Here is a 17,032-nt window from a genome sequence, read left to right on the forward strand (position 1 = left end):
ACCGTGTAAGCCAGGCACACCGCATAGTCAGGATTTACGACTGCTGCGCAGCCGAACGGGGGCAAGCCCCCTCGCCACAGTGGGAATATTCATTCTCCCGCAACAAAACTCACCCGCACCTTCAACCCTGCGCGCTCACCGTCATGCAGGCTGATCTGCGCCAGATGTGCGCGGCAGATCTCACCGACAATCGCCAAACCCAATCCGGAACCGGCCACTTGCTGATTGCGTCGGTAAAAACGCTCGAACACCCGATCGCGCTCCTCAAGAGGAATACCAGGGCCATCATCTTCGACTTCCAGCACGGCGGGCGCCGAGACCCGCAGAATCACGTTGCCCCCCGGCGGCGTGTGGGCCAGTGCGTTATCCACCAGATTGCTCAGCAGTTCGTTCAACAACGTCGGCTCGCCCCGCAGCCAGACCGATTCATCCGCCTCCAGCGCCAGCGCGATACCACGCTTGTGGGCCAACGGCGCCATGGCCATGCCCAGCTCCCGGGCCAATTGACTCAGGTCGAGTAACTGCGCGCCGCCCTCGGCAATCGCCCGGGCGCCATTTTCGACCCGTGCCAGGGAAAGCAACTGATTGGCCAGGTGGGTCAAGCGATCAGTGCCTTGGGCGGCGGTTTCCAGCGTGCTGCGCCAGGTTTCGGGCTCGGCCGAGCGCATGCCCAACTCCAGGCGCGCCTTGAGCGCCGCCAGCGGCGTGCGCAGTTCGTGGGCGGCATCGGCGATGAATTGCGCCTGCTTCTCGAACTGCCCGCGCAAGCGCTCGGTAAAGTGATTGAGCGCGCGCACCAGTGGCCACAATTCGCGCTGCACTTCCACCAGCGGCAAGGGGCGCAGATCGTCCGGCTGGCGCTCTTCCACTGCCGTGCGCAAGCGCTCCAGCGGGCGCAACGCGGCACTCACTGCGAACCACACCAACATCAAGGCCCCACCCGCCAGCATGCCCAGGCGCAGCAAAGTATCTGTCGCCAGGCTACGGGCCATGCTCACCCGCGCTTCATCGGTTTCCGCCACGCGAATTTCCGCCATGCCGTTCATGTTCGGCTCGCTCACGGGTTTGAGCAGGCTCACCACGCGCACGTTCTGCCCGCGGTATTGGGCGTTGTAGAAACGTGCCAGCGCCGGATAGTCATCGGTGCGCGGCGTTCCCGGCGGTGGCGCCGGCAGGTTTTCGTACCCGGAAATCAGCTTCTGATTGATGTCGTTGACCAGGTAGAAAATCCGCCCGGCACTGTCGTAGGCAAACGTATCGAGGGCCACGTAGGGCACGTCGGCACTCAGGGTGCCGTCGCGCTGGGACACGCCGGCGGCGATGGTTCGCGCCGAGGCCAGCAGGGTCCGGTCATAGGCCGTGTCGGCAGCTTCGCGCCCGTTCCAGTAGGCGCTCAACCCACTGGCCAGCATCAACACCACCAGCAGCAGCGCCAGGTTCCACAGCAACCGCCAGCGCAGGCTGCTGGGCTTATGCATCGCGGCTTTCCAGCAAATAACCGAGGCCGCGGAAGGTCACGATGGCGACCGGCTGGCCGTCGAGTTTCTTGCGCAGGCGGTGCACGTAGATTTCGATGGCATCGGGGCTGGCCTCTTCATCGAGACCGAACACTTGCGATGCCAGTTGCTCCTTGCTCATGACCCGACCGGGGCGCGCGATCAGGGCTTCGAGTACGGCCTGCTCACGGGAGGTCAGGGTCAGCAATTCTTCGCCGAGGGTGAAACGCCGGGTTTCCAGGTCATAAGCCAGCACACCGCAACGCTGAATGCGCTCACCGCCCAGCACACTGCGGCGCAACAAGGCTTTGACCCGGGCTTCGAGTTCGGTCAGTTCGAACGGCTTGGCCAGGTAGTCGTCGGCGCCGAGGTTCAGGCCGTGGACCCGATCCTTGACGTCGCTGCGGGCGGTCAACATCAACACCGGCAGGTTCTTGCCCCGCGCCCGCAAACGCGCCAGCACTTCGAAACCATCCATGCGCGGCAATCCGACATCGAGGATCGCCATGGCGTATTCCTCGCTGCCCAGCGCCAGGTCGGCTGCTACGCCATCGTGCAGAACGTCCACGGTCAGCCCGGTGCTCTTGAGCGCCTGGGCAACACTTTCGGCGAGCTGCAAATGGTCTTCGACGAGCAGGACACGCATGGATCTTTACCTCATTGCGGGATGGTCGACGCCATTCTCTGGCGCGAAGTTTACAGCCGCAACCGCCGCTGTGAAGCCCGAAAACCGTGAAAGTCAGCTGAAAGGTTAGCGAAAGGTTAGCCCGTTACAGTCCAGCCACGGACAGTTTCGACTGCCGTCGCTGCAGCCACACAGCGATACGAAAAACGCCTCGAAGCGTTTTCGACAAATAAGAACAATAAACGGAGTAAGTCATCCATGCAGTCCCTGCAGACCCAGGCTATCGCGCCTGCCCGCCTCTCCCGTTTCAGCCACACTGCGCTTGCCAGCGCTGCCGCCCTTGCCGGTTTTTCACCGTTAAGCCAGGCCGCATTCTTCGAAGACAGCTCGGCCACTTTCGAAACCCGCAACATGTACTTCAATCGCGATTTTCGTGACGGTACCAGTGCCCAACAGTCCAAGCGTGACGAGTGGGCCCAAGGCTTTATGCTCAACCTGAAATCAGGCTACACCGACGGTACCGTGGGGTTCGGTGTCGATGCGCTGGGCATGTTGGGGGTCAAGCTCGACTCGAGCCCGGACCGTACCGGTACCGGCCTGCTGCCGACCGACGATGGACGAGCCGTCGACGAATACTCCAAGCTCGGCCTGACCGGCAAAGTGAAGATCTCCGCCAGCGAGCTGAAGATCGGCACCCTGATTCCGGAACTGCCGATCCTCAAGCCCAACGACGGGCGCATCCTGCCGCAGACCTTTGAAGGCGGCATGCTGACCTCCAAAGAGATCAAGAACCTGACCTTCACCGGCGGGCGTCTGGATAAAGCCAAGGACCGCGACAGCACCGACTTCGAGGACATTGCCCTCAACAACAAGAACAGCCGCTTCGCCGGCACCGTGGCGGGTGACCACTTTGACTTTGGCGGCCTGGACTACAAGTTCACCGACAAGATCACTGGCAGCTATCACTTCGCGCAACTCGGTGAAGTCTACAACCAGCACTTTCTCGGGTTGATCGCCTCACAGCCCTTCGGCCCCGGCACCTTTGGCACCGACCTGCGGTTTGCCATCAGTGACGACCAGGGCGAGGCCCGTGGCGGCAAGATCGACAACAAATCCCTCAACGGCCTGGTGAGTTACGCCTTGAGCGGGCACAAGCTCAGCGCGGGCTACCAGCACATGTCCGGCGACAGCGCGTTTCCGTATGTGGATGGCGCCGACCCGTACCTGGTGAACTTCGTGCAGATCAACGACTTTGCCGGGGCCGAAGAACGCTCCTGGCAAGCGCGTTATGACTTCGACTTCGTCACCCTCGGCGTCCCTGGCCTGACCTTCATGAGCCGTTACGTGAGCGGTGACAACATCAAGCTCAAGAACGGTGACGAAGGCAAAGAATGGGAACGCAACTCCGAGATTAAATATGTTGTACAAAGCGGCGCGCTCAAGGATGTCGCCGTGCGCCTGCGTAATGCCACTTACCGTTCCAACTACTCCGCTCGCGATGCCGATGAAGTGCGTCTGCTGGTGAGCTACAGCGTTGCCCTTTGGTAATTCAGTACGTCGATAACAACAACTCCCAAGGAGACTTGAATGAACCTGTCAATGCGTAAACTAGCCCTCGCCGCCAGCGTCCTGCTGTTCACCGGCCAAGCGCTTGCCGAACCCAAACGCCCGGAATGCATCGCCCCGGCCTCGCCCGGCGGTGGTTTCGACCTGACCTGCAAACTGGCGCAAAGCGCGCTGGTCAACGAAAAACTGCTGACCAAACCGATGCGCGTGACCTACATGCCTGGCGGTGTCGGCGCGGTGGCGTACAACGCGGTAGTCGCCCAGCGTCCGGCCGATGCCGGCACCCTGGTGGCCTGGTCCAGTGGTTCTTTGCTGAACCTGGCCCAAGGCAAGTTCGGTCGGTTCGATGAAACCAACGTGCGCTGGCTGGCCGCCGTTGGCACCAGCTATGGCGCCATCGCGGTGAAAAGCGATTCGCCCTACAAGACCCTCGACGACCTCGTTCAGGCACTGAAGAAAGATCCGAGCAAAGTGGTGATCGGTTCCGGCGGCACCGTCGGTAGCCAGGACTGGATGCAAACCGCGCTGATCGCGAAGGCTGCCGGGATCAACCCCCGTGACCTGCGTTACGTTGCCCTCGAAGGTGGCGGCGAGATTGCCACCGCCCTGCTCGGCGGCCACATCCAGGTCGGCAGCACCGACATTTCCGACTCCATGCCGCACATCCAGAGCGGCGACATGCGCCTGCTGGCGGTGTTCGCCGACAAGCGCCTGGACGAGCCGGAAATGAAGGACATTCCGACAGCCCGCGAGCAAGGCTATGACATCGTCTGGCCGGTAGTGCGCGGCTTCTACCTCGGGCCAAAAGTCAGCGACGAAGACTATGCCTGGTGGAAAGCGGCCTTCGACAAACTGCTGGCTTCCGAAGACTTCGCCAAGTTACGCGATCAGCGCGAGCTCTTCCCGTTCGCCATGACCGGCCCGGAACTGGACACCTACGTTAAGAAGCAGGTTGCGGACTACAAAGTGCTGGCCAAAGAGTTCGGCCTGATCCAGTGATCGTCTCTGTCTAGCGGCTGCGGCTCCGTTTGGCGGAGCCGCAGCACAGGAGTTCCCCATGCTCTTACAACGCATTTTTGCTTCGGTGCTGTTGCTGGTCTGTCTCGGCCTGGCACTGATGGCGTGGCCGTACCAAGCGGCTTTTTCCTACGAACCGGTGGGGCCTCGGGCCTTTCCATTGCTGATGCTCGGCCTGATGGGCTCGGCGCTGTTGTACATGGTGTTCCGTCCGGCACCGATCAAGCACAGCGCTGACGAGCCGCCACTGGATCGCGAAACCCTGACCAAGATCGGCATCTGTGTGGTGCTGTTGCTGGTGTTCGCCGGCACCTTCGAACCCCTGGGTTTCATCGTCGCCAGCATCCTGATCGGCGTGCCCATGGCCCGCCTGTATGGCGGTCGCTGGGTGCCAAGCATCGTGATCATCAGCCTGATGGCCGTCGGCCTCTACCTGCTGTTCGACAAGTTGATGGACGTGCCGCTGCCGCTTGGCGTGCTCGACGTTCTGGAGAACTGATATGGATACTCTTGGCTATTTGGGTCAGGGTTTCGGCGTCGCGCTGAGCCCGTACAACCTGGTGACCGCACTCTGCGGCACCCTGATCGGCACCGTAGTCGGCCTGTTGCCGGGCCTGGGGCCGATCAACGGCGTGGCACTGTTGATCCCGATCGCATTCGCCCTCGGCCTGCCACCGGAGTCGGCACTGATCCTGCTGGCGGCGGTGTACCTGGGATGCGAATACGGCGGCCGGATCAGCTCGATCCTGCTGAACATCCCGGGCGAAGCGTCCACCGTGATGACCACCCTCGACGGTTACCCGATGGCCCGCAAAGGCCTGGCCGGTGTAGCACTGTCGCTGTCGGCATGGAGCTCGTTCATCGGTGCCTTCATCGCGACCTGCGGCATGGTGCTGTTCGCCCCGCTGCTGGCGAAATGGGCAATTGCCTTCGGCCCGGCGGAATATTTCGTGCTGATGGTGTTTGCGATTGTCTGCCTCGGCGGCATGGCCGGTGACCGTCCACTGAAGACGTTCATCGCGGCGCTGATCGGTCTGTTCCTGTCGACCGTCGGCATCGACGCCAACAGCGGTGTGTATCGCTTCACCGGGGACAACATCCACCTGACTGACGGCATCCAGTTCGTCGTGCTGGTGCTGGGCCTGTTCTCCATCAGCGAAATCCTCCTGCTGCTGGAAAAAACCCACCACGGCCAGGAAGCGGTGAAAGCCACGGGCCGCATGATGTTCAACTTCAAGGAAGCGGCGTCGGTGTTCGTGGTGAACATCCGTTGCGGCGTATTGGGTTTCATCATGGGCGTGTTACCGGGTGCCGGTGCGACCCTGGCCAGTGCCGTGGCCTACATGACCGAAAAACGCATCGCCGGTGCAAAGGGTACATTCGGCCAGGGTGACATGCGCGGCCTCGCGGCGCCGGAAACCGCCATCGGTGGCGCAGCTTGCGGTGCGCTGGTGCCGATGCTGACCCTCGGCGTTCCAGGTTCGGGCACCACGGCGGTGATGATCGGCGCCCTGTCGCTGTACAACATCACTCCGGGTCCGCTGCTGTTCCAACAGCAACCGGACATCGTCTGGGGCCTGATCGCTTCGTTGTTCATCGCCAACGTGATGCTGGTGATCCTCAACATCCCGATGATCCGCATCTTTACCCGCATCCTCGCCGTGCCGAACTGGGCGCTGGTGCCGGTGATCGCGATCATTACCGGGATTGGTGTCTACGCGGTGCACGCGACAACGTTCGACCTGTTCCTGATGATCGGCATCGGCATCTTCGGTTATATCCTGCGCAAGCTGGACTTCCCGCTGTCGCCGGTATTGCTGGGTTTCATCCTCGGCGGCTTGATGGAACAGAACCTGCGCCGCGCCCTGTCGATTTCCAACGGTGCGCTGGAAATCCTCTGGTCGAGCCCGATCACCTTCGGTTGCTGGGTGCTGACGGCGATCATGCTGCTGATGCCGCTCATCCGCATCTGGCGCAAACGTTCGGCCGCGCAACGCGTTATCGCCGATGTCTGATCGGTCCCCCCTCAAACTCTGGTGGGGAACCCCGCTGGTCGGCCTGCTTGGCGGTTTCCTCGCCAGCCAGGTCGGCTGGCCTTTGCCGTGGATGGTCGGCTCGTTGCTGGCGATCATCCTCGTGCGTTGTCTGACACCCTGGCAATTGGCCGAAATCCCTGGCGGTCGCAAGTGCGGCCAGTGGATCGTCGGTATCGGTATCGGCCTGCATTTCACTCCAGTGGTGATGGAGCAGGTACTCAGTCATTTCGGTCTGATCTTCTTCGGTGCGTTGGTCACCAGCCTGTCGGCGGTTGTCGGCGTGTGGCTGATGCGCCGCACCGGTGAAGATCGCGCCACGGCGTTCTTTTCCAGCATGCCCGGCGGTTCCGGGGAGATGGTCAACCTCGGCGCCCGCAATGGCGCGGTGCTCAGCCGTGTGGCGGCGGGGCAGAGTTTGCGGGTGTTGGTGGTCGTGCTGTGCGTACCGGCAGCCTTCAAGTATTTGTTGGGCGACGGTGCGCCGATTTCCCACGTCGGCAGCATCGATTGGCGCTGGCTGGCGGTGTTGTTCCCCGCTGGTGCTTTGGCTGCCTGGATCTGGGAACGCCTGCGTCAACCCAACCCCTGGCTGTTCGGGCCGTTGCTGGTCAGCGCGGCAGTCAGCATCGGCTGGGATCTGCACATCGGTTTGCCCAATGGCGGTAGCCAGATTGGCCAATGGTTGATCGGTAGCGGTCTGGGCTGTCACTTCAACCGGCAGTTTTTCCGGCGTGCGCCATCGTTCATGGGGCGTACCTTGATCGGCACAGTGTTGACCATGTTGATCGCCACGGTGGCGGCATTGGGTTTGAGTGCGCTGACCCATCTGGATCTGCGTTCACTGACATTGGGCATGATGCCGGGCGGTATTGCCGAGATGAGCCTGACGGCGGAAACCCTGCAACTGTCGGTGCCGCTGGTGACGGCGATGCAGGTGATGCGCTTGTTGTTTGTGCTGTTTCTGGCGGAGCCGTTGTTCAAGTATTGGAACCGGCAGCCGGATTCAGTCTGAAAAATCTGTGGCGAGGGAGCTTGCTCCCGCAGGGCTGCGAAGCAGCCCCTCTTTCCACATCCAGTTTCTTCAGGCGCACCGCATATGCAAGCTTTACGGCTGCTACGCAGCCGAGCGGGAGCAAGCTCCCTCGCCACAAAGACCCGTCCGGTCAATCATCAAACCGGCGGCAACCGCCACTCGATCGGCGTCTCGCCATTCTGCTCCAGAAACTTGTTGGTGCGGCTGAAGTGCCCGCAACCGAGGAAGCCGCGATAGGCCGACAGCGGTGACGGGTGCACCGAGGTCAGCACCAGATGCTTGGTGGCATCGATCAGCTTCTGCTTACTCTGGGCATGGGCGCCCCACAGCATGAACACCAGGTGCGATTGCTGTTGGCTGACAACTTCAATGACTCGATCAGTGAAAAACTGCCAGCCCTTGTCCTTGTGCGCATTGGCGTTGGCGCGTTCGACGGTCATGGTGGTGTTGAGCATCAACACGCCCTGATCGGCCCAGCTCTGCAGGTAGCCATGGTTGGGGATGTCGATGTTCAGGTCGCGCTTGAGTTCTTTGTAAATGTTCACCAGCGACGGCGGCGCCGGCACGCCCGGTTGCACCGAGAAGCACAAGCCATGGGCCTGGCCCGGGCCGTGATAAGGGTCCTGACCGAGGATCACCACCTTGACCTTGTCCAGCGGCGTTGAATTCAGCGCATTGAAGATCATCGGCCCCGGCGGATAGATCTCCTTGCCGGCCGCCCGCTCCTGTTGCAGGAAGTTTCGCAACTCTGCCATGTAGGGCTGGTCGAACTCGGCACGCAGTGCCTCCTTCCAGCCCGGTTCGAGTTTGATACGGTCGTCAGCAGTCATGGTTACATCCGGCAAAAACAATGGGGCGAACCCTAGGAAAGCGCATCACGCTTGTCAATTGATCTGATGCAGATCCGGCACTTTCCCACACAGCGATCATACTTAACCCTCAAATTCCCGATCGAGGTCACGATGAATCTGCACTTCGAAGAACTCACCGGCACCGACGGCGCACGCATCGGCATCGCCAGCCTGGATGCCGAAAAATCCCTGAACGCCCTGTCCCTGCCGATGATCAACGCCCTGCGCGACCGCCTGGAGGCCTGGGCCAAGGACCCGCAGATCGTCTGCGTCCTGTTGCGCGGCAATGGCGCCAAGGCCTTTTGCGCCGGCGGCGAAGTGCGCAGCCTGGTGGAAGCCTGTCGCGTCCATCCGGGCGAGGTACCGCCACTGGCTGCGCAGTTTTTTGCCGCGGAATATCGCCTGGACTTCAAACTTCATACCTACCCGAAACCGCTGATCTGCTGGGGCCACGGCTATGTGCTCGGCGGCGGCATGGGTCTATTGCAAGGGGCAAGCACCCGCATCGTCACGCCGAGCAGCCGCCTGGCCATGCCCGAGATCAGCATCGGCCTGTACCCGGACGTTGGCGCCAGTTGGTTTCTGTCGCGCCTGCCCGGCAAGCTCGGGTTGTTCCTGGGCCTGACCGGGGCGCACATGAACGGCCGCGATGCCATCGACCTGGACCTGGCCGATCGTTTCCTGCTCGATGAGCAGCAGCCGGAATTGATCGAAGGCCTGTTGCAATTGAACTGGCAGGAACAGACACCGATGCAGCTCAACAGCCTGCTCAAGGCCTTGCAGCAGGAAGCCGTGGCACAGATGCCCGAAGCCCAGTGGCTGCCGCGCCGCCAGCAGATCGACGAGCTGCTGGATGTCAGCGACGTGCGTTGCGCCTGGAAGGCCATCAGCGCCTTGCGCGATCACACCGACCTGTTGCTGAGCCGCGCAGCCAGGACCCTGAGCGAAGGCGCGCCGCTGACCGCTCATCTGGTGTGGGAGCAGATCATCCGTGCCCGGCACCTGTCGCTGGCCGAAGTCTTCCAGATGGAATACACCCTGAGCCTCAACTGCTGTCGGCATCCGGAATTCAGCGAAGGCGTACGTGCCCGGTTGATCGACAAGGACCAGAAGCCGCACTGGCACTGGCCGGACATCAACAACGTGCCGGACGCGGTGGTAGAGGCGCATTTTCACAAGGCGTGGGAAGGTCGGCATCCGCTGGCGGATTTGTCCGAATACTGAAGTCCGGGCATAAAAAATGTGGGAGCGAGCATGCTCGCGAAGGCGTCGTCTCAGAAACATTGATGTTGACTGAGACTCCGCCTTCGCGAGCAAGTCGAATCGTCGCACCGCCGCTCCCACATTAGTGCTGTGTTCTATGTAAAACTAGCGGTGGTTACCCCGCCAGTTGTGATCGCCGCGCTGGTCGCGCCAGTCATGGCCTCGATTGTCATTGTTCCAGCCCCCGCGGTTACGGCCGTCCCAGCCATGGTCCTGATGCATCCGGTAGTCGCCCCGATATGGCTGGTAATAGCGTGGGGACGGTTGATACATCCGCGGCTGCGAGTAATAACGCGGTGTCGGCTGGTAATACCGCGCTGGTGGCATGTAATACCGAGGCTGCGGCGTGTAGTAACCATTGGAATAGTAGGAACTCCCCCCGCTGTAATAGGTTGGCGATGGCGAGGTATAGACCTCGGAACTGTAGTAACTGCCTCCTTCGTCGTAGTAAGGCACGCACCCACCAAGGGACAATCCCAACATCGCTAGCAAAAGAATTCGGCGCAGCTTTTTTTGACAGAGCATGGCGGCCTCCTGGACCGCGGGCAAGCCACACCAGCGACGCTGGCAGGCGACAGTCAAATGTTCGGTGACTGTCGAAATATCAGACACCGAATTCGGAATCTGGTGCGCCCTTGAAACAAGTAGAAACATCTGACCGATGAAAGGTTTTTCATCCATTCATGCCCTGATTAACGGTGACCACCGCGATATCCACCGCCATGATATCCACCGCCGTGATACCCCCCACCGTGATAGCCGTGCCCACCGTAGTAATAGGAGCGATAACCACCGTAATAACGCGGACCGTAGTAACCGTAGTAATAGGGCGAGTAGTAGCCGGGGTAGTAATAAGATCCCCCGTAGGGGTCAGCAGGACCGTCGTAGTAGTAGCAACCAGACAATCCGAGACCGAGCACTGCACCAAACAACAATCGACGTAACATGGCGGCCTCCGTAAAGACCTGTGACAGCAGTCGGCACACACCGACTGATACCTGTTTTGACTGGCAATCCCCTGCCAAGTGCGACGTTGCACCTGCCTTCTGATCAGCGGCGGACAGCGTACGAGCACCATCAAAAGACCGTCTCGCTCCCACAAGGACCACGCGCAACCTCCGTGGAACATAGGAACGACCATTCGCGGCGCACATGGAGCAGTTATTTCCCGGCTGTACCCTTAGAATGCATGCCATCGGATGACTGCCAATGGAACTGCCATGCCGCTTCGCTCGCCGCTGTACTCTCAACGTTCGTTGGTGCTCACGCTGGTCGCGTTGCTGGGCGCAGGTTTCCTCGCCACCTCCTTTCTCAGTTACTTCGCCTCTCGGGCATCGATCCGCGACAACATCGTCAACACCGAACTGCCGCTGACGTCAGACACGGTCTACTCGGAAATCCAGAAAGACCTCGTCAGGCCGATCCTGATTTCCTCGATGATGGCCCGCGACACCTTCATGCGCGACTGGGTGGTCAACGGTGAAAAAGACTCCGACCAGATGACCCGTTACCTCAACGAGGTCATGACCCACTACGGCGCCTACACCGCGTTCTTCGTCTCCAACACCAGCCTGACCTACTACCACGCCAAGGGTGTGCTCAAGCAGGTCAAGACCACCGAACCCCGCGACGCCTGGTACTTCCGCGTGCGGGACATGAAGGATCCGTACGAGATCAACGTCGACCCGGACCTCGCCAACAAAGACAACCTGACCTTCTTCATCAACTACAAGGTCTACGACTACAACAGCCGATTCATCGGCGCGGCCGGGGTTGGCCTGACCGTCGACGCAGTGATCAAGCTGATCGACAAGTACCAGCAGCGCTATCAACGCAGTGTGTTTTTCGTCGACAACTTCGGACGCCTGGTGCTCACCGGCGCCGAAGGGGGTCCGCAGGGTGCGCACATCGGGCAGAAACTCAGCGAACTCGACAGCATGAAAGACCTGCTCAGCCGGCTGCCAAAACCCCACAGCGGCAGCTATGAATACTCCGTGCAGGGCCAGGGGCATTTCCTCAACGTGCGGTTTATCCCGGAGCTGAACTGGTACCTGTTCGTCGACAAACGCGAAGACAGCGCCCTCGGTGAAATCCGCCAGTCGCTGTACCTCAACCTGCTGATCTGCCTGCTGGTCACCTTGATCGTGCTGGCCCTGCTCAACCGGGTGATCAAACGCTATCAGGACAAGATCCAGGCCCAGGCCATCCTCGACAGCCTGACCGAACTGCCCAACCGTCGCGGCTTCGACCTGCTGGCCGCACAGGCCATGCAAGAAGCCCGGCGCGAGCCCAAGCCGCTGACCGCCTTGCTGCTGGACCTCGACCACTTCAAGGCACTGAACGACACCTACGGCCACCTGGCCGGCGACCAGGTACTGATCGGTTTCGCCAGGGATCTGGAAAGTTGCCTGCGGCACTCCGACATCGTCTGCCGCTGGGGCGGTGAGGAGTTCATCGTGCTGCTCAAGGACACCGACGGTAAGACCGGTCTGATGATTGCCGAGAAAATTCGTCAGCACGTGGAACAACAGCGCTATGCCTACAACGGCAAAGCCTTGCAACTGACGGTGAGCATCGGCCTCACCACCCTACAGCCCGATGACACCTTGCACAGCCTGCTGTCGCGGGCGGATCATGCGATGTACCGGGCCAAGCAAAGTGGCCGTAACCGAACCTGCGTGGAAATGTCTCACTCCGTTCATGAACCAGCCTGACCTCTGCCCCGCCTGCGGCGCCCCCAACGACTGCACCCTGGCCGATCCGCGAACCGCTGACCGCGCCTGCTGGTGCTACGGCGTCAGCATCGACCCTGCCGTGCTCCAGGCGCTGCCGGAGGAACTGCGCGACGCCTCATGCCTGTGCCCGCGCTGTGCCGAGGTCGAGGCGCAGTTGCAAGCAGCGTCCGGGTCGATCAAGTAAGATGCGCGCCCCTTTCCTTACCGATCCTTAAGTCATGCGTGTCGACCGTTTCCTCAGCAACCTGCCGTGCTTCAACCGCAAGCAGGTGCGCCTGTTGCTGGTGGAAAAACGCGTCAGGGTTGACGGAAAAATCGTCAGCGACCCGCACACTGAAGTCCGCGAATTCAGCCGCGTCGAAGTCGACAACGAGGTGCTGCAAGTCGGCAAACCCCTGCGCCACTTCATGCTGCACAAGCCCGCCGGCTGCGTCAGCGCCACCCGGGATCCGCAGCACCCGACCGTGCTCGATTTGATCCATGAACCGGATAAGGACGAATTGCACATCGCCGGACGCCTGGATTTCAATACCACCGGCCTGATGCTGATCACCAACGACGGCAGCTGGTCGCGGCGCCTGACCCAACCGCAGACCAAACTGCCCAAGGTCTATTACGTCGAAACCGAGCAGGACATCGGCCCCGAATACGCGATCACCTTCAGCCAAGGGCTGTACTTCGCCTTCGAAGACCTCACCACGCAACCGGCCGGGCTAGAGCTGCTCGGGCCAAAATGCGCACGCCTGAGCATCGTCGAAGGCCGCTATCACCAGGTCAAGCGCATGTTCGGCCACTTCAACAACAAGGTGATGCGCCTGCATCGCGAACGCATGGGGCCGCTGGAGCTCGACGACGCGTTGAAACCGGGCGAATACCGCCTACTGAGCACTGAAGAGATCGGATCGATCTAAGCCAGCGACCGCTCAGCAGAAGTTGTCGAACAATTTACCAATGGCACTTGCGCGATGACGTGACCCCTGCTTGAATCAGGACGTCGGCCGAAATGTGACCGACGAGTCACCACATACTTCTAAGAAACTTTTTGCCGGTAGGAACCCATGGGTTCCGGCCTCATCCGGCAGACTGCCCGCCAATAACAATACCCGTCGACCGGACTGCAATGGATCGACATGGGCCTCTCAAATTCCAGGCGTATGCCTACCTGTCACAAAGCTCGTGCAATCTCTATTGCGCGCATACCCGCTTGCCAGGAGTCTTATGACATGAGGCCAGAAATCGCTGTGCTGGATATACAGGGTCAGTATCGGGTTTACACGGAGTTCTATCGCGCAGACGCCGCAGAGAAGACCATTATCTTGGTCAACGGCTCGATGGCCACGACTGCGTCGTTTGCACAAACCGTGAAAAACCTCCATCCGCAGTTCAACGTCGTCTGCTACGACCAGCCCTACGCGGGCCGGTCAAAAGCCCACAACCTGCATGAAAAGATGCTCACCAAGGAAATCGAAGGGCAGATCCTTCTTGAGCTGATCGACCACTTCGCCGCCGAACACGTGCTGTCGTTTTCCTGGGGCGGTGCGGCGACCATGATGGCGTTGTCGCAACGGCCACGGCGCATCGAAAAAGCCGTGATCAGCTCGTTCTCCCCGGTGATCAACGCGCACATGCTCGACTACCTCGAGCGCGGCGTCGAACACCTGGGCAACCTGGACCGCGACCGGGTCGGGCACCTGGTGAACGACACCATCGGCAAACACCTGCCGTCGTTGTTCAAGCGCTTCAACTATCGCCACGTCAGCTCCCTGGCCGAACATGAGTACGGGCAGATGCACTTCCACATCAGCGACGTGCTGCACAGCGACCGCCAGTGCTACCTGCACGCGGCGAAGAAAATCGACGTGCCGGTGCTGTTCCTCAACGGCGAATGGGACGAATACACCGCCGCCGACGACGCCCGGTTGTTCGCCGGCCACGTGCAACACAGCACGTTCAGCACCCTTCAGGCCACCGGCCACTTTCTCGACATGGAGCACAAAGCCGCCTGCCGAGACAGCCGCAACGCACTGATGGGCTTCCTGAAACCAGCGCAACTCGAAAGCCGACCGCGTTACCACAACGTCCAGGAACACCATGCATTGGCAAGCTGAAGTAGCGTCATCGCGAGCAAGCCCCGCCCTGCTGCGTTAAACGTATTCTGCAGGCGCGAGGCTTGCCCGCGATCGACCGTCATGCGCTCCAGGCTTTTTTGTCACATCTGCGTTAAACCCGCTCCACGTAAAGAAAAACTTCAAATCCGCGGCCGTATCTGGTACAAAGTCACCGCTCTGAGCGGGTGTCGTATAATGGCATTACTCCAGCTTCCCAAGCTGATAACGAGGGTTCGATTCCCTTCACCCGCTCCAATCGAATTTTGATCTCACGTCAGGGTGGTTTTGACGGGGGATGCAGAGACAGAAAAAACCGGCCTTGATGGCCGGTTTTTTGTGGGCGGGATTTGATGGCGTTGGATTTGTGGATAGCTTGGTCGGTCACTTTCCGGTGATCGATGAGTACATTCTTTCTTTCGCGGCTGTGGCGACTACTCTGAAAGCTATTAGCGTTTTTCTCCAAAAATACGAATTCAGTATCAAATTTCATCCAGCATTAGTATTTTTCCACCTACGAAATTATCGTTTCGCCACAATATTGAAGTTCTGTTAACGTTTTTCCTGTCCCCGTAAAGGATTTCGTCAATGCAAGTCGGTTTCCAGACCCTCGCGAACCGTTACAACATCGCATTGGCGCAGCCTCTGCGCGTACAGTCGATGATTGGCACCGTACGTGTCAGCCGTGAAAGCGCCGGGAACGTGGAGAACAGGTATCCGCCACGCTACCGCCCTGCAGACGATTTCGCAGGGCATTTCGAGTTCGGTCTCAAATACGAAGAGATTCATCTCGAGTTCTTTGCTCGCCTGTTTGCGGCCATAGGCCCGCAGCCTGTTGAGGACTGGTGTCGACGGGAGCCTTTTGGCCAGTATGCCCGTCGCACAGGATTCCTCTACGAATGGCTGACAGGGGAACGTCTGGAGGTGCCTGATGTGACCAATGGCGCCTATGTTGATGTACTTTCACCACAAAATTACCTGACTCGTCGTGAGTCGTTGCGAACGCGGCGCTGGCGAATCAATAACAATCTGCCGGGGACACCCGAATTCTGCCCCTTGGTTCGTCGTACCGAGCCAGTGCGGGAGGCCTTGCAATTCGATCTGCGTGCGGCATTGGATGAGTTGGATCAAGCCTTTGGTTCCGACATCCTGATGCGAACGGCCAGTTGGCTGACGTTCAAGGAATCGCGCGCGAGCTTTCTCATCGAAAAGGAAGCCGACCAGGCCGATCGCATCCAGCGGTTTGCGCATGTCATTGCCCAGCACTGCGGCCATATAGATGCCCCATTGAGCAACGACACCCTTCGATCCCTGCAAGCCGGCATCCTGGGCCACGATGCCATCGGACTAGGCTTGCGACGCTCCCCTGTCTTCGTGGGACAAGCCACAATGCGCGAAGACATCGTGCATTACATTGCCCCGCACTTTGAGGAACTTACCCCGCTACTGGAAGGCCTCAACGAGTTCGAGGTCGCAACGCGTGGTGCCGAGTCAGTGGCACGTGCCGCGGTGCTTGCATTCGGCTTCGTGTACATCCATCCCATGCGTGACGGCAACGGCCGGATTCATCGTTTCCTGATCAACGACACCTTGATCCGGGACAAGGCAGTGCCCGACGGAGTGATTCTGCCCGTGTCAGCCACGATCACCAGCTCTATCGATTTCAGGGCCGGCTACGATCGTACGCTTGAAGTATTCTCACGACCGTTCATGCGCCGTTACGCTGCAGCCTATCGGTTTGGCGAACTTGTGACCTACGAGGACGGAACGCTTAGCAATTTCAACTTCGATGAATACGTAGACGCAAGCTTTGCCTGGCGGTACCCAGACCTGACCGAGCACGTTCTCTACACCGCACGCGTTGTCGAACATACGATTCGTACGGAGATGGCAGATGAGGCCAGAGTACTGGTGATCTTTCAGCGAGCGCAGGAACAACTCAAAGAAGTGCTTGAGATGCCGGATCAGGATGCCAATCGCATCATCCGCTCCATTAAGGAAAACGGCTGGATGGTTTCCGGAAAGCTGAAGAAAGGATACCCGCAGCTTGAAGATGAAGGCATGGCGGAGCGCGTTGTAGATGCCGTACGTTCGGCGTTTGAGGATAGAGAAATAGAAGTCGGTGAAGAGTGATTGCTAGCGGAGCAAAAGTGTTGGCTGAACCTGCGAAAAAAGAAGGAGGGTGTCCTAGATTTTGTGTAAACGGGATTTTTATTAAACCGTTAACAGACGATCTTCGAACTGGATACTGAAGCGATTCAAGGCCGCTTTCCAGTCCCGGATCGGCATCGTCCACTTCTTGCTG

At 59.9% G+C, this 17,032-nt stretch carries 16 protein-coding genes and 1 tRNA gene; 12 read left to right on the plus strand and 5 right to left on the minus strand.

The window, feature by feature from the left end:
- Positions 1–89: 89 nt before the first annotated feature.
- Together KGA96_RS27360 and KGA96_RS27365 are read right to left on the minus strand one after the other, a co-directional pair.
- Positions 90–1,478 (minus strand): sensor histidine kinase, encoded by a 1,389-nt coding sequence (locus tag KGA96_RS27360; RefSeq protein ID WP_046041544.1) that lies wholly within the window; start codon positions 1,476–1,478, stop codon positions 90–92.
- Positions 1,471–2,142 (minus strand): response regulator, encoded by a 672-nt coding sequence (locus KGA96_RS27365; RefSeq protein WP_007979804.1) that lies wholly within the window; start codon positions 2,140–2,142, stop codon positions 1,471–1,473. The genes KGA96_RS27360 and KGA96_RS27365 overlap by 8 nt, the downstream gene beginning before the upstream one ends.
- Positions 2,143–2,379: 237 nt before the next feature.
- Between KGA96_RS27365 and KGA96_RS27370 the strand changes: the two genes are divergently transcribed.
- From KGA96_RS27370 to KGA96_RS27390, 5 genes are read left to right on the plus strand one after another with little or no spacing between them, the layout of a single operon-like run.
- Positions 2,380–3,669, plus strand: coding sequence for an OprD family porin (locus KGA96_RS27370; RefSeq protein ID WP_046041543.1), 1,290 nt, complete (start codon positions 2,380–2,382; stop codon positions 3,667–3,669).
- A gap of 39 nt (positions 3,670–3,708) precedes the next feature.
- The gene (locus KGA96_RS27375; protein WP_046041542.1) at positions 3,709–4,686 is read left to right on the plus strand and encodes a Bug family tripartite tricarboxylate transporter substrate binding protein; all 978 of its coding nucleotides are present in this window, start codon (positions 3,709–3,711) and stop codon (positions 4,684–4,686) included.
- Between the two features lie 58 nt (positions 4,687–4,744).
- Positions 4,745–5,203, plus strand: a complete 459-nt coding sequence (locus tag KGA96_RS27380) for a tripartite tricarboxylate transporter TctB family protein (RefSeq protein WP_046041541.1) — start codon at positions 4,745–4,747, stop codon at positions 5,201–5,203.
- A gap of 1 nt (position 5,204) precedes the next feature.
- Positions 5,205–6,719, plus strand: a complete 1,515-nt coding sequence (locus KGA96_RS27385; protein WP_046041540.1) for a tripartite tricarboxylate transporter permease — start codon at positions 5,205–5,207, stop codon at positions 6,717–6,719.
- Positions 6,712–7,752, plus strand: a complete 1,041-nt coding sequence (locus tag KGA96_RS27390) for an AbrB family transcriptional regulator (protein ID WP_046041539.1) — start codon at positions 6,712–6,714, stop codon at positions 7,750–7,752. Before KGA96_RS27385 ends, KGA96_RS27390 begins: the two co-directional genes overlap by 8 nt.
- A 158-nt stretch (positions 7,753–7,910) precedes the next feature.
- Here the strand turns inward: KGA96_RS27390 and ung are convergent, their stop codons facing one another.
- Positions 7,911–8,603 carry a uracil-DNA glycosylase gene (gene ung / locus KGA96_RS27395; RefSeq protein WP_046041538.1) on the minus strand — a complete coding sequence of 231 codons (693 nt, stop codon included), beginning with the start codon at positions 8,601–8,603 and terminating at the stop codon, positions 7,911–7,913.
- Positions 8,604–8,735: 132 nt separating this feature from the next.
- On the opposite strand from ung, the gene KGA96_RS27400 reads away from it, so the two are divergent.
- A complete protein-coding gene (locus KGA96_RS27400; RefSeq protein WP_046041537.1) occupies positions 8,736–9,848 on the plus strand; it encodes an enoyl-CoA hydratase/isomerase family protein in 1,113 nt (370 codons plus the stop codon).
- Between the two features lie 144 nt (positions 9,849–9,992).
- Here the strand turns inward: KGA96_RS27400 and KGA96_RS27405 are convergent, their stop codons facing one another.
- Both KGA96_RS27405 and KGA96_RS27410 read right to left on the minus strand, forming a co-directional pair.
- Entirely contained in the window at positions 9,993–10,412 is a 420-nt protein-coding gene (locus tag KGA96_RS27405) for a hypothetical protein (RefSeq protein WP_046041536.1), read from the minus strand.
- Positions 10,413–10,579: 167 nt separating this feature from the next.
- Positions 10,580–10,834: a hypothetical protein gene (locus KGA96_RS27410; protein ID WP_080925326.1), complete on the minus strand. Its 255-nt coding sequence runs from the start codon at positions 10,832–10,834 to the stop codon at positions 10,580–10,582.
- 273 nt (positions 10,835–11,107) lie between these two features.
- Between KGA96_RS27410 and KGA96_RS27415 the strand changes: the two genes are divergently transcribed.
- The 6 genes from KGA96_RS27415 to KGA96_RS27440 all read left to right on the plus strand — a co-directional run bounded on the left by KGA96_RS27415 (position 11,108) and on the right by KGA96_RS27440 (position 16,860).
- Positions 11,108–12,601: a sensor domain-containing diguanylate cyclase gene (locus KGA96_RS27415; RefSeq protein ID WP_046041534.1), complete on the plus strand. Its 1,494-nt coding sequence runs from the start codon at positions 11,108–11,110 to the stop codon at positions 12,599–12,601.
- Positions 12,588–12,806: a cysteine-rich CWC family protein gene (locus KGA96_RS27420; RefSeq protein ID WP_046041533.1), complete on the plus strand. Its 219-nt coding sequence runs from the start codon at positions 12,588–12,590 to the stop codon at positions 12,804–12,806. Before KGA96_RS27415 ends, KGA96_RS27420 begins: the two co-directional genes overlap by 14 nt.
- Before the next feature lie 34 nt (positions 12,807–12,840).
- Positions 12,841–13,533 carry a pseudouridine synthase gene (locus KGA96_RS27425; protein WP_046041532.1) on the plus strand — a complete coding sequence of 231 codons (693 nt, stop codon included), beginning with the start codon at positions 12,841–12,843 and terminating at the stop codon, positions 13,531–13,533.
- Positions 13,534–13,845: 312 nt separating this feature from the next.
- A complete protein-coding gene (locus KGA96_RS27430; RefSeq protein WP_046041531.1) occupies positions 13,846–14,730 on the plus strand; it encodes an alpha/beta fold hydrolase in 885 nt (294 codons plus the stop codon).
- 181 nt (positions 14,731–14,911) lie between these two features.
- Positions 14,912–14,985 (plus strand) — tRNA-Gly (locus tag KGA96_RS27435).
- Positions 14,986–15,315: 330 nt separating this feature from the next.
- Positions 15,316–16,860: a Fic family protein gene (locus KGA96_RS27440; protein ID WP_046041529.1), complete on the plus strand. Its 1,545-nt coding sequence runs from the start codon at positions 15,316–15,318 to the stop codon at positions 16,858–16,860.
- Positions 16,861–17,032 lie beyond the last annotated feature (172 nt).

The organism is Pseudomonas sp. GL-R-26 (assembly GCF_019947365.1).
Taxonomy (GTDB): Bacteria; Pseudomonadota; Gammaproteobacteria; order Pseudomonadales; family Pseudomonadaceae; genus Aquipseudomonas.